Origin of the sequence: Schauerella aestuarii, from assembly GCF_009866805.1 — a bacterium.
Lineage (GTDB): Bacteria > Pseudomonadota > Gammaproteobacteria > Burkholderiales > Burkholderiaceae_B > Schauerella > Schauerella aestuarii.
This window is the reverse complement of sequence record NZ_SIZW01000041.1, coordinates 270,072-289,589: the sequence shown is the minus strand read 5'-3', so window position 1 is coordinate 289,589 and position 19,518 is coordinate 270,072. Positions and strand designations below refer to the sequence as shown.

Genomic DNA, 19,518 nt, shown 5'->3' with positions numbered 1-19,518 from the left:
GCGATGGCCATCGTAAAAGGTGCTTCCGTCCGCTTTTCAGGACGCCGCGAGTGCGCGCTTTTCGCCGCCCAGATCGAGGTTCTTCCAGATCGCCATCGGCGCCTCGGCGCTGTTGAGCGAATAGAAGTGCAGGCCAGGGGCGCCGTTGTCGAGCAGGTTCTGGCAGAGCGCGGTCACCACGTCCACACCGAACGACCGGATCGATGCCTTGTCGTCGCCGAAGGAGGCAAGACGCAACCGAATCCAGCGAGGGACTTCGGCGCCGCACATGTCGGAAAAACGCATGAGCTGCGTGTGATTGGTGATGGGCATGATGCCCGGCACGATGGGCACCGTCACGCCGCGAGCTTGTGCCCGATCAACGAAATCGAAGTACGCATCGGGATTGAAAAAGTACTGGGTGATCGCGCTATCCGCGCCCAGATCGACCTTGCGCTTGAAGTTGTCGAGGTCGGATTCGGGGTTGGCGGCTTGCGGATGCATTTCCGGATAAGCCGCCACCTCGATGTGAAACCAGTCGCCCATCTCCTCGCGGATGAAGGCGACCAGGTCGCTGGCATAACGCAACTCGCCCGCATCCCCGCCCATGCCCGACGGCAGGTCGCCGCGCAGCGCCACCACGCGCTTGATGCCCTCGGCTTTATACGCCGCGAGAATCGCACGCAGATCGTCACGGGTGGAACCCACGCACGACAAGTGCGGCGCCGCTTCGCAACCGAGGTTGCTCAACGTGCGCACCGTCGTGGCCGTACCCGCACGCGTCGAGCCCCCCGCCCCGAACGTGACGCTGACGTAGCGCGGATGCATGGCCAGCATCTGCTTGGCCGCGCGCACGAGGCGCTCGGCGGCAGCGATGTCGCGGGGCGGAAAAAACTCGAGGCTGATCGCCGGGGTATCGGTAACAGACATGGATGCGGACCGTTGTGTTGATCAGGCGATGATGCGGGACAGCAGCCCCGAGATCAGCGAATACAGAATCGCGCCACCCACGGCCCACCAGAAGCCGTTGACCTGGAAGCCCTTGAGCACGCTGCCGGCGAACCAGAACAGCAGTGCGTTGAGCACCAGCAGGAAAAGCCCGAGCGTGATGATGGTGATGGGCAGCGTGAGCAGCACCAGCACCGGCTTGACCAGCATGTTCAACAAGCCCAACACCAGCGCGGCGATCAGTGCCGAGCCGAAGCTCGCCACGGCAATACCGGGTAGCAGATAGGCCACCACCAACAAGGCGACGGCGTTCAAAATCCAAACGAGAAGCATGGTCAACATGGCCTATCTCCGAGCAAAGTGCAGTGGGTGGGTAATCAGTAGCGGTAGTGGTTGGACTTGAACGGGCCTTCGACCGGCACGCTGATGTAGTCGGCCTGATCCTGACGCAACGTGGTCAGGTTCACACCGAGTTTCTTCAGGTGCAGGCGTGCGACCTTTTCATCCAGATGCTTGGGCAACACGAAAACCTTGCCGGTTTCGTAGGCGTCATTGCGCGTGAACAATTCGATCTGGGCGATCGTCTGGTTCGTGAACGACGACGACATCACGAACGACGGGTGACCCGTGCCGCAACCGAGGTTGACCAGGCGGCCTTGCGCCAACAGGATGATGCGCTTGCCATCGGGGAAGATCACGTGATCGACCTGGGGCTTGATCTCTTCCCAGGTGAGGTCCTCGATACCGGCGACGTCGATTTCGTTGTCGAAGTGACCGATGTTGCAGACGATGGCCTGGTCTTTCATCTTGTCCATGTGCTCCCGGGTGATCACATGGTAGTTGCCGGTGGCGGTGACGAAGATGTCGGCATGGGCCGCCGCTTCGTCCATCGTCACGACCTTGAAGCCTTCCATCGCGGCCTGCAACGCGCAGATCGGATCGATTTCGGTGACCCACACCTGGGCGCGCAAGGCGACCAGTGCTTGTGCGCAACCCTTGCCCACGTCGCCGTAACCGGCCACGACCGCGATCTTGCCGGCCACCATCACATCGGTGGCGCGCTTGATGCCGTCGACCAGCGACTCGCGGCAGCCGTAGAGATTGTCGAACTTGGACTTGGTGACCGAGTCGTTGACGTTGATGGCGGCAAACGCCAGCTCACCCTTTTGCGACATCTGATACAGACGCAGCACGCCCGTGGTGGTTTCTTCCGTCACACCCTTGATCTGGGCCAGACGGGTCGAGTACCACTTGGGATCGCGCGCGATCGTGGCCTTGATGGCGGCGTAGAGCACACGTTCTTCTTCGCTGCCCGGCTTGGCCAATACCGACATATCCTTCTCGGCCTTGGCACCCAGATGCAACATCAACGTGGCATCACCGCCGTCGTCCAGGATCATGTTGGCGTGTTCGCCATTGGGCCACTCGAACAGCTTGTGCGTGTAGTCCCAGTACTCGGCCAACGTTTCGCCCTTGACGGCAAATACGGGCGTGCCGTTGGCGGCGATGGCCGCAGCGGCGTGATCCTGGGTCGAGAAAATATTGCACGACGCCCAACGCACCTGCGCGCCCAACGCTTCGAGCGTCTGGATGAGCACGGCGGTCTGGATCGTCATGTGCAGGCTGCCGGCGATGCGCGCGCCCTTCAACGGCTGCGATGCGGCATATTCTTCACGCGTGGCCATCAGGCCCGGCATTTCGGTTTCGGCGATGGCGATTTCGCGTTGGCCCCAACCGGCCAGCGACATATCGGCAACGATGAAGTCGCCCTGGGCTACATTTTTATCGGTAACGGTATTCATACGTGCTCCACAATTTTGAACGGCGCCTAGGCGCAAACCTTGGAAAGGCATGCAGGCCGAACGATTGCAGTTCACGACGGTTGAACGCGCTCGCCCTTGGCCAATGCATGCGACAAAGGTGAGCGCCGTTGCCTGGATGCCGCCCCGAGGGCCACACCCAAAACCAGGAAACCTGAGCCTGGCAGCCGGCACCACAGTGCTCGGCCGTCGCAACGCTCCTCAGGTCTGGCCGGTATTGTAACGGGAAGGACGGCGGGAAGAAAGCGCCACTCGCGGGAAAACGCGCAGAGGCCTACTTGTTGTTGCGGCGCGGATAGCCCTGGGCCAGGATGCGAGTCCAGACGGCTTGCCGCTCGGCCTCGTCCATGAAGACCCAATTGGACACTTCCATGGCCGTACGACCGCAGCCCCGGCAGATATCGTCGAACAAGGTGGAGCACACCGCCACGCAAGGTGAGTCGGTGGCGGTAAACGAATCCCGCTTCTGCACTGCGGGCGGGGGAGAAGCGTCGGCGGCACGGGACCGCGCGACCTCTTTGAAGTCGGTCATGAAATCAGGATAGCACTGCGGTCCAGCGCCGCGGAAGGTATCCCTGACGGTATCGGGGATACCGCGATTTACTGCGCGGGACGGCGGCGCTTGACCTCGTCGTCGGGGGGGAAAAAGTCGCCGCCGGGACGATACACGGGGTCGACCATGATGCCTTTGCCGTCCTTGATGCCCAGCTTGCCCACGAAGGCGCCCAGCGTCGATTGATGGTCGATCGCGCGGTACTGAATCGGGCCGAAAGGACTGCCGAGCTCGAGGCCGGTAAAGGCCGCGATCAGCTTTTCGGTATCGGTGCTGCCACCCGCGCGGCGGATACCGGCGGCAAGTGACTGGATCGTGGTGTAGCCGATGATGGAACCGAAACGAGGGTGGTCCTTGAACTTGGCCTGATAAGCGTCCAGGAAGGCCTTGTGCTCGGGGGTGTCGATGCGCTGCCACGGATAGCCCGTGACGATCCAGCCCTCGGGCGTATCGGCGCCCATGGGATCCAGGTACTCAGGCTCGCCCGTGAGCAGGCTGACCACCGGGGTGGCCGGAAACAGGCCGCGCACATTGCCTTCGCGCGCGAACTTGGCCACGTCGGCGGCAAACAGCACATTGAAAATGGCATCGGGCTTCGCGTCGGCCAGGGCCTGCACCACGCTGCCCGCGTCCACCTTGCCCAAGGGCGTGGCCTGCTCGGCCACGAACTCGACATCGGGCTGTACTGCGCGAAGCAAGGTCTTGAACGTGGCAGCGGCAGACTGGCCATACTCGTAATTGGGATACACGATCGCCCAACGCTTCTTGTTAAGCTTGGCCGCCTCGGGAATCAACATGGCGGTCAACATATAGCCCGACGTGCGCAACCGGAACGTATAGCGGTTGCCGTTTTCCCACACGACCTTGTCGGTGATCGTTTCGCTCGCCAGGAAGAAGGTTTTGCGCTGGCGGGCAAAGTCCGCCAACGCCAGACCGATATGCGACAGGAAAGAGCCGGCGAGCACGTCCACGCGTTCGCGCGTGAGCAACTCTTCGGCCGCTCGCACGGCGTCGCCGGGATTGGCGTTGTCGTCGCGGGTGATCAGCACGAGCTTGCGGCCATCGATGCCGCCTGCCCCGTTGATTTCCTCTACGGCAAGCTCCATCCCTTTACGGTACGGCTCGAGAAACGCCGGCTGGGACTTGTAGCTGTTGATCTCGCCGATCTTGATCGGCTCGGCAGCACCCGCATGGCCCACCATCGACCCGGCCAGAACACCCGTCAGGGTGAGGCCGGCGATCCGGCGTTTCCAGAGACTCATTGCATCTTCCCTTTAGCGTGACATATCGACGACGGGATCAGGCCGCGCGCTTGAGCTCGGCGATCTTGTCGGTGGCTTCCCACGAGAACTCGGGCTCGGAACGGCCGAAGTGACCGTACGCTGCCGTGGCCGAGTAGATCGGGCGGAGCAGGTCGAGCATGTTGACGATGCCCTTGGGGCGCAGGTCGAAATGCTCGCGCACCAACTTGGCGATCTCGTCATCGGGGATGACGCCCGTGCCTTCGGTATACACCGTGACGTTGATGGGCTCGGCCACGCCGATGGCGTAGCTCACCTGCACCTGGCACTGACGCGCCAGGCCGGCCGCCACCACGTTCTTGGCTACGTAGCGCGCGGCATACGCAGCCGAGCGGTCGACCTTGGACGGATCCTTGCCCGAAAATGCGCCGCCGCCGTGCGGGCATGCGCCGCCGTAGGTGTCCACAATGATCTTGCGCCCGGTCAAGCCGCAATCGCCTTGCGGACCGCCGATGACGAAGCGGCCCGTGGGGTTGACCAGATAGCGCGTCTTGGGCGTGATCAGGCCATCGGGGAAGCACGGCTTGATGATCTCTTCGATCACGGCTTCATGAATGGCTTCCTGCGTCATTTCAGGTGCGTGCTGCGTGGACAGCACCACCGTGTCGACCTCGGCCGGGCGGCCGTCCACATAGCGGAAGGTGACTTGCGACTTGGCATCCGGGCGCAGCCACGGCAGGCGGCCGTCCTTGCGCAGCTCGCTCTGGCGCTGCACGAGACGGTGCGCGTACCAGATCGGGGCAGGCATCAGGTCAGGCGTTTCGTCGCAGGCGTAGCCGAACATCAGGCCCTGGTCGCCAGCGCCCTGGTTGAGGTAGTCCTCAGAGGTGCGGTCCACGCCCTGAGCGATATCCGGCGATTGCTTGTCGTACGCGACGAGCACGGCGCAACCTTTGTAATCGATCCCGTAATCGGTGTTGTCGTAGCCGATGCGGCGAATGGTGTCGCGCGCGACCTGGATGTAATCGACGTTGGCGGTGGTGGTGATTTCACCGGCCAGGACGACCAGGCCGGTGTTGCACAGCGTTTCGGCGGCGACGCGCGCATGGGGATCCTGCGTGAAGATCGCATCGAGCACGGCATCGGAAATCTGGTCGGCGACCTTATCGGGGTGACCTTCGGAGACGGACTCGGAGGTAAAGAGAAAGTCGTTTTTGCTCACGGCATTGCGTCCTTGCGTACGTGAGGCAGTGCAAGCACTGCCAATAGATTGAACGAGGCGCGCTGCACCCCATCTTTGTAGCGGCAAGGCTGCTGCAACGAACTGGGCGCGACGCTTTAGCGGATTTTGAGGTCTCTCGGCATGCGATGTGCTTCACGGCAATTCGCATTCCAGGACTTCGTCGCTCCGCAAGTTGTCGGTTAACTCGGCGACTTGGATGATTTTAAGCGAAAATACGCCGACCACGCCTTGCAACGCGTGTCGCCAGGTCCACACCTTTCAAGTGGACGGTCAACCGATTGCTGTATGCCGTTGTTCATCATTCGCCTCATCGCCCGTCTGCCGCTGCCCATCCTGCATGGTCTGGGGCGCGTTCTGGGTCTGTTCATCTACGCCCTTCCGGGCCGTTACCGCAGCCGCCTGCGCGCCAATGCCGCCCAGGCGGGCTACCCGCAGGCCGCCTTCGCGCGCCGCGCCGCCGCTGAATCGGGGGCCATGATCGTGGAGACCCCCAAGGTGTGGCTCTATCCCGAATACTGCGTCGCCCGCACGTTCTCGAATGACGATCACGTCATCACCGATGCCCTGGCCGAGAATCGCGGCATCCTTTTCCTCACGCCGCACCTGGGCTGCTACGAGATCACCGCGCGCCATATTTCGGGCCTCGTCCCCCTGACGGTCATGTTTCGACCGCCGCGCCAGCGCATCCTCGTGCCCATCATGGAACACATCCGGGATACGCCCCGCGTGACGGCGGTGCCGGCCACGACGCAAGGCGTCCGCGCCTTCGTGCGCGCGTTGAAACGCGGCGAGTCGGTAGGTATGCTGCCCGACCAGGTGCCCAGCAGCGGCACCGGCGTGTGGGCCACTTTTTTCGACAAGCCGGCCTACACCGTGACGCTGCCGGGCAAACTGGCGATCCAGACCGGTGTTGCCGTTATCATCGCGGTCGGCGAACGCTTGCCGCGCGGCAAAGGATGGCGCATCCATTTCACCCGCGTTCCGGATCCTATCCCCACCGATGCGCGCCAGCAGGCGCAACTGTTCAACTCGCAGATGGAAACCTTGATTCGTCGCATTCCCGAGCAATACCTCTGGAGCTATAACCGCTACAAGGCGCCGGCTGGCGCGCCGCAACCGTCGGATGTCATGTCGGCCGATGCGTCATGAGTAGTGTGAAGACGCGCGCGCTTACCGCGCTGCTGTCGTGGTTCGGGCGCATGCCGACGGCCAACCGCCTGCGGATCGGGGCGGCGCTGGGCTGGATCGCCATGCGCGTGGCCAAGCGGCGCGTGCACATCGTGCGCACCAATATCGGGTTGTGCTTCCCTGGCGAGCCTGTGGCGGTGCGTGAGCGTTGGGTGCGAGCGCACATGCGCGCGCTGGCGCAGTCGTTCGTCGATCGGGGCGTCTTGTGGTTCGGCACGCGTGAAGCCATCGACGCGATGATCGAGGTGCGCGGATTCGAGCATGTGCCGCCGCTGCGCGCAGCCAAGCGGCCGATCATTTTCCTGGCGCCCCACTTCGTGGGCCTGGATGCGGCAGCGACCATCCTGACGATCAAGGTCGAAGCCGGGGCCACGATGTATACCCCCCAAAGCGATCCCGATATCGACGCCATCGTGCGCGCCGGGCGCGGCCGCTTCAACGACATCCATCTGGTGAGCCGCAAGGAAGGCATTCGCGGTTTGATCCGCCATCTCCGTGCCGATCGCCCGCTGTATTACCTGCCCGATATGGATTTCGGCCGCGAAGGATCGATCTTTGTGCCGTTCTTCGGCATCCCGGCCGCCACGATCCCCGCCACGGCGCAGATCGCGCGCAAGTTCGACGCGGCTGTCCTGCCGGTGATCGAGACCTGGGACCCGGAAACCGGCCGCTATCTGGTCGAAGTGCTGCCGCCGATGACCGACTTTCCAGGCGACGATTCCCTGGAAGACGCGACGGCACGACTGAACCGCGATCTGGAAGACTGGGTGCGTGCGCGCCCAAGCCAGTACTACTGGGTGCATCGGCGTTTCAAGACGCGGCCGCCCGGTGAACCGAAAATTTACTGACACCTGTTTCGCCCCCGGCTTATGCGCGATAATGCCGGGATGATCTGGAATTTCACCAAAATGCATGGCGCTGGCAACGACTTCGTCGTGCTCGACGGCGTCCGGCAGTCCATCGAGATGACGCCGGAGCGCGCCCGCGCGCTCGCCGACCGCCATTTCGGCATCGGCGCCGATCAAATCCTGGTGGTCGAACCGGCCACGCGCGACGACGCCGACTTTCGTTATCGCATCTACAACGCCGATGGCGGCGAAGTGGAGCACTGCGGCAATGGGGCCCGCTGTTTCGTGCGCTTCGTGCACGAGCAGGGTCTTTCCGACCGCAACCCGCTGCGCGCCGAAATCGCCACCGGCGTCATTCTGCTGAACGAAGGCGACGATAATCAGGTCACCGTCGACATGGGCAGCACCCGCTTCGACCCGGCCGACCTGCCCTTCGAAACGGTCGGTCTGGCGTCACGCGCCGAGGGCGACGCCATTCTTTGGGCGTTGCCCATCGAAGGCGAACTGCAGCCGGTGTGGCTATCGACCGTCGCCATTTCCAACCCCCATGCCGTGCAGATCGTCGATGACGTCGATCATGCCCCCGTCGAACGGGTAGGCCCGCGCATCGAGTCGCATCCGCGCTTTCCGCGCCGCGTCAACGCCGGCTTCATGCAGATCGTCGATCGGCACCATATCCGCTTGCGGGTGTATGAGCGTGGCGCCGGCGAAACGCTGGCCTGCGGCACCGGCGCCTGCGCCGCCGTCGCAGCCGGCATTCGACGCGGCGTGCTCGATAGCCCGGTCGCGGTGCACACCCGCGGCGGCACCCTTCATATCGCGTGGGACGGTCAGGCATTGCGCATGACCGGACCTGCCGTTTCCGTTTTCCCGGGCCAGATCGATATCGACGCACTCGTCTTTTCTCTGGCCCTCACCCGTTGAATGCCATGACCGAATCCCAAGACCTCGACGCTTCGGACGTCGCTGCTTTCCTGCAGGCACGCCCGGACTTTTTCCAGACGCACGCCGACGTGTTCGCCACGCTGGAGATTCCCTCGCCGCACGGCACCCGTGCGATTTCGCTGGGCGAGCGCCAGATTCTGACGCTGCGCGAGCGCAACCGCGATATCGAATGGCGGCTGGCCGAACTGATCCGCAATGCCACCGCCAACGAGTTGATCGGTCAGCACATCACCCAGTGGAGCGCGCGTTTGCTCGGCGAAAGCGTGCCCCATCGCATTCCCGCCGAGATTGCGCTGGGCCTGGCCGAACAATTCAAATTGAGCGATGTCGCCTTGCGCGTGTGGGATCTGGCCGGCGCCGCCGGTTGCGGCTTTACCGACGGCGTATCGGACGATGTGCGGACGTTTGCCGCCAGTTTGAAAAAACCCTATTGCGGCAACGACACCGGATTCGAGGCGGCCGGCTGGCTGCGCGAACCGCCCAAGTCGTTGGCCCTCGTAGCGCTGCGCACCGCCGCCGATGCCCCCACGATCGGGTTACTGGTACTCGCCTCGGATGACGCCCAACGCTTTCACACCGAGATGGGCACCGCTTTTCTCGATGTGATCGCGCAGTTGGCCGCGGCCGCCCTGCAGCGCCTGAATGCCCCGGCCACCTCTGAGTTCGGCGTGGACGGCGTGGCAGCCAACGGCTCGCCCGCGCCGTTGCCGCCCGCATAAACCCATGCCGCCATGACGATGCTTCCCGCTCCGATGGAGAACTGGCTGCAGCATCTGGCGGCGCATCGCCGATATTCGCCGCATACGCTGAGCGGCTACCGGCACGATCTGGCGCGCCTCGTCGCCCTCGCCGATGGGCGCGAGCTGACCGCGCTCGCCCAGGGACACATCCGTCAATACATCGGCCGCGCGCACGCGCAGGGCCTGGGCGCGCGCAGTCTGGCGCGCACCTTGGCGGCCTGGCGGGGGTTCTATCAATGGTGGGGGCCGCAGGTCGGCCTCGCCGCGAATCCCGTTGCCGGCGTGCGTGCGCCCAAAGCAGCACGCGGGTTGCCCAAGGCACTGTCGGTCGAACATGCGCAAGCCTTGCTCGACCGCCCGACCGGCACGGGCAGCAGCGATCCGGTCGCCCTGCGCGACCAGGCGATGTTCGAGTTGCTGTACGCCAGCGGCCTGCGATTATCGGAACTGGTCGGCCTTGACGTGCAATACCTGCGCGAGGGCGACTACACGTCGGCGAGCTGGCTCGACCTGCCGGAGCATGAAGTCAATGTGGTGGGCAAGGGCAACAAGCGCCGCAATGTGCCGGTGGGCAAGCAGGCGATCGCCGCACTGGAAGCGTGGCTGGCGGTTCGCGCGGCGATGCTCGCCCCCGATGCCGCAGTCAGCGATCGCGCGGCGCTTTTCCTGGGCACGCGCGGCGCGCGCATTTCACCGCGGGTGGTGCAATTGCAATTGCAGCGCGTGGCGCAATCGGCCGGACTGCCCACCCACGTGCACCCCCACGTGTTGCGCCATAGCTTTGCGAGCCACGTGCTGCAATCGGCGCAGGATCTGCGCGCCGTGCAGGAGATGCTGGGTCACGCCAACATCTCCACCACCCAGATCTACACGCGACTCGATTTCCAGCACCTGGCAAAGGCCTACGACCAGGCGCATCCGCGCGCCAATCGCAAAACACGCTGAGCCGTCAGGCGCCGCCCCAGGCAGCAGGGCAACGCAAGACGACCTTTACGCCGCGTCTAGAACGTGGTCCGTACACCCAACATGATCGAACGTCCGGCAAGCGGCGCCGCGCGCGAAATGAACGAGGCGTGGTTGTAGGCGAGCTTGTCCAGAAGATTATTGCCACGCAGGTAGATCGTGGTGGCGTCCTTGGGACCCAGACTGGTGCGATAGCTCACGATCGCGCTCACCAGATCGTAGCCACCGGTGCGCGATTCGAAGTCGGCGATATCGTTCTGACGAAACACATGCGCCACTTCGACGCCCGCGCCCCACTGCTGCCACGTGGCATCGCCTCGCACACCCAGTCGGGCCGCTGGAATACGGGGCAGGTTGCCCTGACCGCCAGTGAGCTTGCCGCGCACGTAGTCGCCGAACACACTCGCTGAGAATATCGGCGTGAACCGGTGCCGGATCTCGCCTTCGATACCCGTGAATTCGGCGTCTTGCTGCGCATACTCGATCAAACGAAAATCCTCGAAGCGATCCAGGGTGTTGGCGTAGATGTAGTCCTTCACGCGATTATGAAAGGCACTCACACTGAACGTCGTATCGCCTGCGGTCTTGCGCAGCGTCAGATCGATGTTTTGCGACGTTTCCGCTTTCAGGTCGGCATCGCCGATTTCGAATGTGTTGGTGGCCAAGTGCACGCCGTCCGCATACAGCTCCTGTGCGGTCGGCAAGCGCTGCGAGCGCGACAACGACAGCGCCACCGAGTACTGGGGCGCGAAGTCCCAGATCGCCGAGGCCGAGAACGAATTGCCCGTGAGATCGGATGCCGGCTGCCCATCGACGGGCTTCACGCGCTGCCAATCGTGACGGGCGCCGAACTCCAGGCGCCAGGCGTCTGCAAGCCGATACTCTTCGAGCAGAAAGAGGCCCGTCGAACGGGTTTTGCTGCGCGGCAGAAAACCCTCTTCACCGTCTGCACGAAAATCGCTGTACGCGTTTTGCACGCCCACGACGCCGCGCAATCCGAGCACCGGTTTATGCTCGACTTCAAGTCGGGCGTCGTAGCCGCGGTTGCGGAAAATCGTGCCGGCAGCGCCGTCTTCGATTTCGCTGTGCTTGTAATCCGTCAGGCCGCCGCGCAGCCGGATCTTCTCGATACCCGCGATCGGCTCGCGATACTCGCCACGCAGATCGAAACGCTCGCTGCGCAGCTTGACGTAAGGCGGCGGTTCGGCGCCGTGCTCATGATCATGGTCGTGCGCATCGCCTTCTTCCTCACCGTGATCGTGACCATGACCGCCGCAGTGCAATGTGGAACCATGCGGGTGGCAGCCCTCGTACTCGTGGTTGTGGCCCGGCAAACCGTACTTGCTGTCCAGATAGGTATAGGCCACGCCCAGGTAGCCACGCGGCGTGATCCACGAGAGTCCCAGGCTGCCCTGCTGCGACTTGCTGTACGACCCATCGACATGCCGCGACGACCAGTCCGGCACGCGGTAGTCATCGCTCTCGCGCTTCATGCCCTCCACGCGCACCGCGAAGTTGCCCTCGCCTGCCGTGATGCCGACGGCGCCGGCCCGCTCGCGCGTTCCCGTCGCACCGCGCACTTCGGCCTCGCCTTCAACGCCGTTTTCAGGCACTGCCGTCGGGATCTTGTTATCAAGCACGTTGACCACGCCACCGATTGCGCCGCCGCCATACAGCAGGGTAGCGGGGCCGCGCAGCACTTCCACCTTGCGGGCCAGCAAAGGTTCGATCGTGACCGCATGATCCGGCGACACACTCGACGCATCCTGCAGTTCAGATCCATCCGACAGCACCTTGACGCGCGGCGCCGTTTGCCCGCGAATCACCGGCCGGCTTGCGCCCCCGCCGAAGGTATCGGCATGAATGCCGGGCAGGCCGTTGAGCGTGTCGCCCAATGTCGATTGACGCCGCGACATCAAGCCATCGTCGTCCAGCACGATGACGGGCGTGGTCATGCTGTCCACCGCCGTGCCCAGCGCGCTGGCCGAGACGGTGATGGGCGCAAGGATGGCGGGCGAGACGGCTGCGGGGGACGCGGCCGGGATGCGCTGTTGGGCCACTGCGAAGGGAGAAAGCGAAGCCGTGGCGAGCGCCAGGGCCAAAGGTGAGATGCGAAGACGCATGGGGCATTCCTGTCCGGTATTCGATACGAGACGGAATGATATATAGTTTCATTACATAATGGAACGATATAACGTTTTATTTATTCACATTCCAGCGCGAGTGTTGCCTCACCCCATCATGGCCATCTGCCCACCCAGCAGCGATATCCCCAATAGCAGCACCGCAATCGCCGCCAGCGCCTGTATGCCGTAGCGTAGCGGACCCATCCAACGGCTGCCGCCGCTGCGCCCGATTCGCTCGGCCAGCGCACCGGCACCTACCGCCAGACACGCCAGCGCCGCCACCGTAAGACCGGTGCCCAGGCCCATCGCCAACGCCGACGCGATGCCGGCAAACAGGAAATCCTGAGAGAGCGCGAACACCAATACGATGATCGCGCCACTGCACGGACGCAGGCCAACGGCCGCGATGGCCGACCAAGCACGCCGCAGATTGAGCGGGCCGCTGACCAATGCCGGATCCGGTACATGGGCGTGCCCGCATCCGCAGGCATCGTCGTGGACATGATCGTGGTGATGCAAGTGAACCCGGGCAGCCTCGTGGTGATGGCGATGCGAATGGTCCTCTGCAGACGCATGCGAATGCGCATCGGCATGAACATGGACGTGGGCATCAGCAGGGGCATGGTGGGCATGCGGCTCACCTGCAGGTGCACCACGCCGCCACAACGGCCGCACCGCGCGTGTCCACACAAGATACGCACCGAGTGCGGTAATCACCGCGTACGACACCGCTTCCAACCACCACGTGGCCTGATTCATCGTGGCCGCCGTCACGTTCAATACCGCCGCGAGCACGAGCACCATTGCGATGGCCACCAACGCCTGCACCAGTGCCGACAGCATCGCCAGCAAGGCGCCATTGCGTGCCGTTTGCCGGTTGGCGAGCACATACGCCGTGATCACCGCCTTGCCGTGCCCCGGGCCCATCGCGTGGAATACGCCGTACGCGAACGACAGCCCGATCAGCGTCCAAGCCGCATGGCCATCCTGCTGCCACGCCCGCACCGCATGCGTGAGCTGCCGATAAAAGTGCGATTGCCAGATCGACACCTGGCCGAAAAAGCCCGACAACCATTCCGGCCCGGTGCCGCCCCGCGCCGATTCAGGCACACCGAACGGATGCGCGCCTTGTGCCCCGGCTGTCGGTGCCCAGAGCGCAATGATCCCAAGTGCCATTCCGATAGCGATCACCACCATCGCGTCACGCCATACGCGACGGGCAAACGCGGGCGAAATGCGCATTGCTGTCTTTGACGCCGCCGCTTGCCACATCGGCTTTACGGCACGTACCGCCGCACCCTTGCCCAATCGGCCTCGATCCCGCAGGCGCTGCCTCTGCATCACGATGCCGCGCATGCCACCTCGACACGATGCGTGAGTCCCTTGGTGATCGCCAGCAACTCGTCGGGCAAGCTGTCGGGATCGGGCGGAATGGCGGCGAGTTGTTGCATGGTGGCGTAGTCCAATTGGCGAGGCGGCCGGTAGGTCGGCTTGCACGTCGACGGTGCTCCGGACGCCAGCGCGATCGCGCCCGGCGCATCGAACGCATAGGCCACGAAATACGTGGGGTCGTAGATGTCGATATCGGCTCGCTTGCCGGCCAGCGCGACCGGCTTGGCCAATGGCAACGTAAAGCGCAACACCAAACGCTGCAGCTTGGCATCCCATTGCACTGCCGGGTCGCGCGGCGGCGCGTATTGAAGCGATTCGCCATCGACCGTCACGCGTGTGAAGTAGTGCGAGATCGGATCCCCCAAGGCCTGCATCCAGTCATCGGCCATGGCCCGTAATTTATCGGGCGGATACGCGCCGCCCTTTTGCTTTTTCACGCCTTGCATGGCGTAGGTCGAAAACATCTCATCAAACATCCACCGCTGCTCGATCGCCGTCAGATTGCCCGCCGCATCCACATCGAACACGGCACGTGCGTCGATCCACATATGCGGATGGGCGAGTGTCGCAACCGGCCAGCACACCGCCTGCGCGAGCGCCAACCCGGCGAGGCGCCGCGTAACGGGCAACCGCGCCGCCCGGTGGATCAGGGCTGCAAGGCGTTGACGAGTTGTTTGGCGTTCCATTCGAACATTCCGAGGTAAGTCGCAGCCGGCTGCCCTGGCTTGGACAGCGCATCGGAGTAAAGCGTGCCGCCGGTGCGCGCCCCGGTTTCGCGGGCGATCTGCTCGACCAGACGCGGGCTGCTGATGTTTTCAACAAAAACAGCTCGAATCTTATCGCGCTTCACCTGGGCGATCAGCCGCGCCATATCGGCCGCAGAAGGTTCCGCGTCGGTCGACATGCCCACCGGAGAGATGAACACGATGCCATAGGCCTGGCCGAAGTATCCGAAGGCATCGTGCGAGGTGACCACCTTGCGCTGTGCCGCGGGAATGGCCGCAAACTGTGACGTGATGCGGGCATTCAAGGCTTGCAGCCGATCCACATAAGCGGCCGCGCGAGCCCGATAGCCAGCGGCACGCGCCGGATCGGCGGCAGCGAAACCTTCGGCGATGTTCTGCGCGTAACGCACGCCGTTGCGCAGATCCTGCCACGCGTGCGGATCGTTGCTGCCGTGATCGTGCGCGCCGTGCGCGTGACCGGCGGCGTGTTTATGCCCGTGGGCATCGGCGCCTGCCTTGTCGTGATCATGATCGTGACCGCCATCCTTACCTTGATCATGCTCATGGTCATGATCATGGCCGCTTGCAAACGGGCGTGGCGTCACACCCGTACTGGCCACGATCGTCTGCCCCTTGAAGCCCGACGATTGCGTCAACCGCGGCAACCATGCCTCGAAGTCCAGGCCGTTCACCACCAACACGCGCGCGGTACTCAAACGTTTGGCGTCCTGCGGCGTGGGCTCGTAGCTGTGGGCATCGCCATCGGGTCCCACCAGCGTGTCGACCTTGACATCGGGGCCCCCGACTTCGCGGGCGATGTCGGCCAGAATGGAAAAGCTGGCCACCACGGACATCGGAGCGTCGGCCGCGTGAACCGCACCGATGTTCAGCGCCATGAGTGCGGCCGATAGCAAACCCAGAGTGCGGCGGCGTGCCGAGCGCGTCGAGTTCATTTGTATTCTCCGTTAGGGGGCCAGGCCGAGCCGGCTGGCGGTTTGGCGCGGCGCGCCAGATAGACGAGACCGCCATACGGCCCGCCAACGACTGAAATCAGATAGGCCGCGCCGGCGCTCAGGATGATGGCGGGCGATGCGGTCACGTTCAGGTGATAAGAAATGAGCAGGCCCACCACGGCCGAGCACGCGCCCACGGCGCACGCCAGCGCGATCTGGCCACCCGCGGAGCGGGCCCAGAAACGCGCGGCGGCGGCCGGCAACATCATCATGCCCACCACCATCAGGGTGCCGAGCACCTGAAAGCCGGCGACCAGATTCATCACCACCAAGGTCAGGAAGACCATGTGCACGAAGGATCCGCCGCCGCCGCTCGCACGCAAAAAACCCGGATCCAGGCACTCCGCCACCAGCAGGCGATAAACGATCGCCAGAACGATCAATGTCAGCGATGCGCACACGGTGACCAACATCAAGGCATCGTCGCCCAGCCCGAGCACCGTGCCGAACAGCACATGCAGCAGATCCATGTTCGAGCCGCGCACCGATACCAGCAGCACGCCCAGGCCCAGCGAGATCAAATAGAACGCTGCAAAGCTCGCGTCCTCACGTAAAGGCGTCAGACGCGCCACTGCGCCAGCAAGCAACGACACGGCCAGGCCCGTCAAGGCGCCGCCGATCATCATCGCCGTGAGCGAGAGCCCGGACAGCAAGAATCCGGCAGCCACGCCCGGCAAAATGGCATGCGCCATCGCATCGCCCATCAAACTCATGCGCCGCAATACGAGAAACACGCCAAGGGGCGCGGCGCCGAACGCCAGCGCAGTCGCGCCAGCCAAGGCGCGGCGCATGAAGCCGAAATCGATGAACGGCGCGGCCACCAAGTCATATAGCGTCATCGCGCTGCCTCATGACGGTCGCGCGCGCGGCGCAAGTTCTCGGGCGTCAGCACCTCTGCCGTCGGTCCCCACGCGATCACGTCGCCCGCCAGAAGCAACGTCCGCGGGAAATATTCGCGCACCAGTTCCAGATCGTGCAGCACCGCAATCACGCCCTGCCCCTGCGTGTGCCCGTCGCACAGCAACGCCATCAGTTCTTCGGTCGTGTGCCGGTCGACCGCCGCGAACGGCTCGTCCAGCAACACCATATCGGCGTCCTGCATCAACATGCGCGCAAACAGCACCCGCTGCAGTTGACCGCCCGACAACGTCCCAACTGCGCGATCGGCGGCATCGCTCATGCGCACCACGGCGAGCACCCGCTCGGTGCGCGCATGCTCGGCGGCCGACAGTCGCGACCAGGGACCGGTGCGGCGCCACGCGCCCATGGCCACCAGGTCATAGACCGACATCGGAAAACTGCGATCGAGATCGCCGGCCTGCGGCAGCCACGCCAGCGCTCCGCGATCGGCGTCGCGCACATGCACCCGGCCGGACCCGGGCCGCAGTAGCCCCATCATGCCCTTCATCAACGTGGACTTTCCGGCACCGTTGGGTCCGACGATGGCCGTCATCGCGCCGGGCGAGAATCGCCCGGTGACGTTGCGTACCGCCGCGCGCCCGCGCCAACCGAATGACGCGGCCTCCAGCTCGATCGAGGCGCGCGGCCCACCGCGCGCCGGCAGCACGCCCGCCATCATGCCGTCCACCATCCCAGCGCCCAGCCGGTCAACGCCCATAAGGCTGCCGCCACTATCACTGCGCCGCCGACGCGCGCGCCAGCCGACGCCAGTAATAGAGAGGACCGGCGGGTGGGGGGCAGCGAGGTGCCGGTAAAACGAGGGGATGCCATGCAGAAGGACGCGCTGTCTAACTAAAGGATGTTATATCATACCATCTGACCAATGGGCTTTCCGACCTGTTTTCTGATACCGTGCGGGGGTCGTGGGCGCATGCGCCCGCTTTTGCTCAAGAACAGTGTTTTCGCGTCATGACCGCACCCGCCCGCTCCGCCCGTTCCAAGCCCGTCACCGATCGTCTCGATGTGGCCGAAGCCTTGTGTGCGGAACGCGGCAAGCGGTTAACGCCCATCCGGCGCAAGGTGCTTGAGCTGCTGCTCAAGCATGACCGCAGTCTGAAAGCGTACGAACTGCTCGAAGAAATGCGGGCTGTTCATCCGGGCGCGGCGCCTCCGACCGTTTACCGGGCGCTGGATTTTCTGCTGGAAGAAGGGCTGATCCATCGCCTGGACGCCGTCAATGCCTGGAGCGCCTGCCACGACGCCGGCGGGGAACCTCACGATCTGCTGGTGGTCTGTACCCGATGCGGCAACGTGGCCGAGATCAGCGATCCCGCCATGAGCCAACAACTGGCCGACCGGGTTGCAAAAACGGGATATGCCCTCACTTCTCACGAAACCGAAATCCGTGCCTTGTGTCCGGCCTGCCAAAAAGTGACGGATCACGACGGCAGTCACAGCCATGCGCACGGCCATAGTCACAAACATTGATTTCGATGGTAATCAAACGGGTGAGCGGGTATGACCCGAACGCGCTCCGTTTTGACGGCTTCGTAAATGTTCTTACCAGGCATGTCCGGCAGACGCTTTGGGGTTTGCCCCCTGGACTCGACTGTGCTGTAATCCGGCGTCCGGTCGCATGGCCGGCCCCTTTTCGCCTCATCGCGCACACATCTGTTTGCTGCGAACTTTGAACTTCTGGTTTGTCATGACTACCCCACGCAGCTTGGACAAAATGGTCCCCGTTACGATCCTCACCGGTTTCCTCGGTGCGGGCAAGACGACGCTGCTCAAGCGCATCCTGACCGAATTTCACGGCCGCCGCGTCGCCGTCATCGAAAACGAGTTCGGACCCGAGAGCATCGATAACGAATTGCTCATCCAGGACAGCGACGAGCAGATCATCGAACTCAGCAACGGCTGCGTGTGCTGCACCGTGCGCGGCGACCTGATGAATACCCTGACCGACCTGCGCATCAAGCGCGAGGCCGGCACGCTCACCTTCGAACGCGTCATTCTCGAGACCACCGGCATGGCCAACCCCGGTCCGGTGTGCCAGACGTTCTTCATGGACGACGAAATCGCCGAATATTATCGGCTCGATGCTGTCGTGACCGTGGTGGACGCCCTGCATGGCATGAGCACGCTGGACGAGCAGCCCGAAGCCCAGAAGCAGGTCGGCTTTGCCGACCGCATCCTGATCTCGAAGAAGGATCTGGTCAACGAGGCCGACTACCAGGCCCTGCGTCATCGCGTGGCGCGCATCAATCCGCGCGCACCGATCACCCCGGTCAATTTCGGCGAAGTGGACCTGAAGTCGATCATCGACATCAGCGGCTTCAACCTCAATTCCATTCTCGACATCGACCCCGATTTCCTGGCCGCCGATCACCCGGATGCCGCGCACGATCACGATCATGGTCATGACCACGATCATGGGCACGACCATGGCCACGATCACGATCACGACGATCATGACCACGATCCGGCCACGTGTACGAATCCCGCGCACAACCACGGCCATCACCATCATCACGTCCACGACGATGAAATAGGCGCCTTCGTCTTCCGCGCCGACAAGCCGTTCGATCCCGTCCGCCTGGAAGAGTTTCTCGGCGGCGTGGTGCAGGTTTATGGCCCCGACCTGCTGCGTTACAAAGGCATTCTGTACATGAAGGGCCTGAATCGGCGCATGCTGTTTCAGGGTGTTCACATGATGATGGGCGCGGAACCCGGCAAACCCTGGGGAGCCAAGGAAAAGAAATCGACCAAAATGGTCTTTATTGGCCGCAAGTTGCCCCAGGATATCTTTACCCGGGGATTGGAGCAGTGTCTGGCGGCGTAAATCAGTAGCAGTTGCAGTCGTGCGCGCCGCACGGAATCGAATCACAACGGAG

The 19,518-nt window shown here is 63.6% G+C and carries 19 protein-coding genes and 1 riboswitch; of the genes, 7 read left to right on the top strand and 12 right to left on the bottom strand.

The window, feature by feature from the left end; translation table 11 throughout:
• Window positions 1-36: 36 nt before the first annotated feature.
• From metF to metK, 6 genes are all read right to left on the bottom strand, one after another.
• Complete coding sequence (gene metF, locus EYW45_RS12230) at window positions 37-909, bottom strand: methylenetetrahydrofolate reductase [NAD(P)H] (RefSeq protein ID WP_161135688.1); 873 nt, start codon at window positions 907-909, stop codon at window positions 37-39.
• 21 nt (window positions 910-930) lie between these two features.
• Window positions 931-1,266, bottom strand: coding sequence for a phage holin family protein (locus EYW45_RS12225; protein ID WP_161136222.1), 336 nt, complete (start codon window positions 1,264-1,266; stop codon window positions 931-933).
• A gap of 38 nt (window positions 1,267-1,304) precedes the next feature.
• Window positions 1,305-2,729 carry an adenosylhomocysteinase gene (gene ahcY / locus EYW45_RS12220; protein WP_161135687.1) on the bottom strand — a complete coding sequence of 475 codons (1,425 nt, stop codon included), beginning with the start codon at window positions 2,727-2,729 and terminating at the stop codon, window positions 1,305-1,307.
• A gap of 113 nt (window positions 2,730-2,842) precedes the next feature.
• Window positions 2,843-2,956, bottom strand: a riboswitch (S-adenosyl-L-homocysteine riboswitch).
• Window positions 2,957-3,021: 65 nt separating this feature from the next.
• The gene (locus EYW45_RS12215) at window positions 3,022-3,279 is read right to left on the bottom strand and encodes a DUF1289 domain-containing protein (protein WP_161135686.1); all 258 of its coding nucleotides are present in this window, start codon (window positions 3,277-3,279) and stop codon (window positions 3,022-3,024) included.
• Window positions 3,280-3,347: 68 nt separating this feature from the next.
• Complete coding sequence (locus EYW45_RS12210; RefSeq protein ID WP_235939056.1) at window positions 3,348-4,502, bottom strand: ABC transporter substrate-binding protein; 1,155 nt, start codon at window positions 4,500-4,502, stop codon at window positions 3,348-3,350.
• A 97-nt stretch (window positions 4,503-4,599) separates the two neighbouring features.
• Entirely contained in the window at window positions 4,600-5,763 is a 1,164-nt protein-coding gene (metK, locus tag EYW45_RS12205; protein ID WP_161135684.1) for a methionine adenosyltransferase, read from the bottom strand.
• A 306-nt stretch (window positions 5,764-6,069) separates the two neighbouring features.
• Here metK and EYW45_RS12200 point away from each other — a divergent pair, with 306 nt between their 5' ends.
• The 5 genes from EYW45_RS12200 to xerC are packed head-to-tail and all read left to right on the top strand — an operon-like array spanning window position 6,070 to window position 10,450.
• Window positions 6,070-6,933, top strand: coding sequence for a lysophospholipid acyltransferase family protein (locus EYW45_RS12200; RefSeq protein WP_161135683.1), 864 nt, complete (start codon window positions 6,070-6,072; stop codon window positions 6,931-6,933).
• Window positions 6,930-7,820, top strand: coding sequence for a lysophospholipid acyltransferase family protein (locus EYW45_RS12195; RefSeq protein WP_161135682.1), 891 nt, complete (start codon window positions 6,930-6,932; stop codon window positions 7,818-7,820). The genes EYW45_RS12200 and EYW45_RS12195 overlap by 4 nt, the downstream gene beginning before the upstream one ends.
• A 21-nt stretch (window positions 7,821-7,841) precedes the next feature.
• The gene (gene dapF, locus EYW45_RS12190) at window positions 7,842-8,744 is read left to right on the top strand and encodes a diaminopimelate epimerase (RefSeq protein ID WP_161135681.1); all 903 of its coding nucleotides are present in this window, start codon (window positions 7,842-7,844) and stop codon (window positions 8,742-8,744) included.
• Complete coding sequence (locus tag EYW45_RS12185; protein ID WP_407924916.1) at window positions 8,741-9,484, top strand: DUF484 family protein; 744 nt, start codon at window positions 8,741-8,743, stop codon at window positions 9,482-9,484. The genes dapF and EYW45_RS12185 overlap by 4 nt, the downstream gene beginning before the upstream one ends.
• A 12-nt stretch (window positions 9,485-9,496) precedes the next feature.
• Window positions 9,497-10,450 carry a tyrosine recombinase XerC gene (xerC, locus tag EYW45_RS12180; protein ID WP_161135679.1) on the top strand — a complete coding sequence of 318 codons (954 nt, stop codon included), beginning with the start codon at window positions 9,497-9,499 and terminating at the stop codon, window positions 10,448-10,450.
• A 56-nt stretch (window positions 10,451-10,506) separates the two neighbouring features.
• Here xerC and EYW45_RS12175 read toward each other — a convergent pair whose 3' ends face one another.
• The 6 genes from EYW45_RS12175 to EYW45_RS12150 form a co-directional block, all read right to left on the bottom strand.
• On the bottom strand, window positions 10,507-12,591 hold the full coding sequence (locus tag EYW45_RS12175; RefSeq protein ID WP_161135678.1) for a TonB-dependent receptor domain-containing protein: 2,085 nt from the start codon (window positions 12,589-12,591) through the stop codon (window positions 10,507-10,509).
• 108 nt (window positions 12,592-12,699) lie between these two features.
• Window positions 12,700-13,791 carry a nickel/cobalt transporter gene (locus tag EYW45_RS12170; protein ID WP_161136221.1) on the bottom strand — a complete coding sequence of 364 codons (1,092 nt, stop codon included), beginning with the start codon at window positions 13,789-13,791 and terminating at the stop codon, window positions 12,700-12,702.
• A gap of 143 nt (window positions 13,792-13,934) precedes the next feature.
• A complete protein-coding gene (locus EYW45_RS12165) occupies window positions 13,935-14,672 on the bottom strand; it encodes a DUF1007 family protein (RefSeq protein WP_161135677.1) in 738 nt (245 codons plus the stop codon).
• Window positions 14,633-15,664 (bottom strand): metal ABC transporter solute-binding protein, Zn/Mn family, encoded by a 1,032-nt coding sequence (locus tag EYW45_RS12160; protein WP_161135676.1) that lies wholly within the window; start codon window positions 15,662-15,664, stop codon window positions 14,633-14,635. The genes EYW45_RS12165 and EYW45_RS12160 overlap by 40 nt, the downstream gene beginning before the upstream one ends.
• On the bottom strand, window positions 15,661-16,563 hold the full coding sequence (locus tag EYW45_RS12155; protein ID WP_161135675.1) for a metal ABC transporter permease: 903 nt from the start codon (window positions 16,561-16,563) through the stop codon (window positions 15,661-15,663). The genes EYW45_RS12160 and EYW45_RS12155 overlap by 4 nt, the downstream gene beginning before the upstream one ends.
• Window positions 16,560-17,300, bottom strand: coding sequence for a metal ABC transporter ATP-binding protein (locus EYW45_RS12150; protein ID WP_202444723.1), 741 nt, complete (start codon window positions 17,298-17,300; stop codon window positions 16,560-16,562). The genes EYW45_RS12155 and EYW45_RS12150 overlap by 4 nt, the downstream gene beginning before the upstream one ends.
• 293 nt (window positions 17,301-17,593) lie before the next feature.
• Here EYW45_RS12150 and EYW45_RS12145 point away from each other — a divergent pair, with 293 nt between their 5' ends.
• Together EYW45_RS12145 and EYW45_RS12140 are read left to right on the top strand one after the other, a co-directional pair.
• Window positions 17,594-18,112: a Fur family transcriptional regulator gene (locus EYW45_RS12145; RefSeq protein WP_161135674.1), complete on the top strand. Its 519-nt coding sequence runs from the start codon at window positions 17,594-17,596 to the stop codon at window positions 18,110-18,112.
• A 217-nt stretch (window positions 18,113-18,329) separates the two neighbouring features.
• Complete coding sequence (locus EYW45_RS12140) at window positions 18,330-19,466, top strand: CobW family GTP-binding protein (protein WP_161135673.1); 1,137 nt, start codon at window positions 18,330-18,332, stop codon at window positions 19,464-19,466.
• Window positions 19,467-19,518 lie beyond the last annotated feature (52 nt).

What these genes read in the sequence shown, in the direction of transcription:
- metF (WP_161135688.1), bottom strand. Translation starts at nt 909, where the DNA reads ATGTCTGTTACCGATACCCCGGCGATCAGCCTCGAGTTTTTTCCGCCC.
- ahcY (WP_161135687.1), bottom strand. Translation starts at nt 2,729, where the DNA reads ATGAATACCGTTACCGATAAAAATGTAGCCCAGGGCGACTTCATCGTT.
- EYW45_RS12215 (WP_161135686.1), bottom strand. Translation starts at nt 3,279, where the DNA reads ATGACCGACTTCAAAGAGGTCGCGCGGTCCCGTGCCGCCGACGCTTCT.
- EYW45_RS12210 (WP_235939056.1), bottom strand. Translation starts at nt 4,502, where the DNA reads ATGGTGGGCCATGCGGGTGCTGCCGAGCCGATCAAGATCGGCGAGATC.
- EYW45_RS12200 (WP_161135683.1), top strand. Translation starts at nt 6,070, where the DNA reads ATGCCGTTGTTCATCATTCGCCTCATCGCCCGTCTGCCGCTGCCCATC.
- EYW45_RS12195 (WP_161135682.1), top strand. Translation starts at nt 6,930, where the DNA reads ATGAGTAGTGTGAAGACGCGCGCGCTTACCGCGCTGCTGTCGTGGTTC.
- dapF (WP_161135681.1), top strand. Translation starts at nt 7,842, where the DNA reads ATGCGCGATAATGCCGGGATGATCTGGAATTTCACCAAAATGCATGGC.
- xerC (WP_161135679.1), top strand. Translation starts at nt 9,497, where the DNA reads ATGACGATGCTTCCCGCTCCGATGGAGAACTGGCTGCAGCATCTGGCG.
- EYW45_RS12175 (WP_161135678.1), bottom strand. Translation starts at nt 12,591, where the DNA reads ATGCGTCTTCGCATCTCACCTTTGGCCCTGGCGCTCGCCACGGCTTCG.
- EYW45_RS12170 (WP_161136221.1), bottom strand. Translation starts at nt 13,791, where the DNA reads ATGGTGGTGATCGCTATCGGAATGGCACTTGGGATCATTGCGCTCTGG.
- EYW45_RS12165 (WP_161135677.1), bottom strand. Translation starts at nt 14,672, where the DNA reads ATGGAACGCCAAACAACTCGTCAACGCCTTGCAGCCCTGATCCACCGG.
- EYW45_RS12160 (WP_161135676.1), bottom strand. Translation starts at nt 15,664, where the DNA reads ATGAACTCGACGCGCTCGGCACGCCGCCGCACTCTGGGTTTGCTATCG.
- EYW45_RS12155 (WP_161135675.1), bottom strand. Translation starts at nt 16,563, where the DNA reads ATGACGCTATATGACTTGGTGGCCGCGCCGTTCATCGATTTCGGCTTC.
- EYW45_RS12150 (WP_202444723.1), bottom strand. Translation starts at nt 17,300, where the DNA reads ATGGCGGGCGTGCTGCCGGCGCGCGGTGGGCCGCGCGCCTCGATCGAG.
- EYW45_RS12145 (WP_161135674.1), top strand. Translation starts at nt 17,594, where the DNA reads ATGACCGCACCCGCCCGCTCCGCCCGTTCCAAGCCCGTCACCGATCGT.
- EYW45_RS12140 (WP_161135673.1), top strand. Translation starts at nt 18,330, where the DNA reads ATGACTACCCCACGCAGCTTGGACAAAATGGTCCCCGTTACGATCCTC.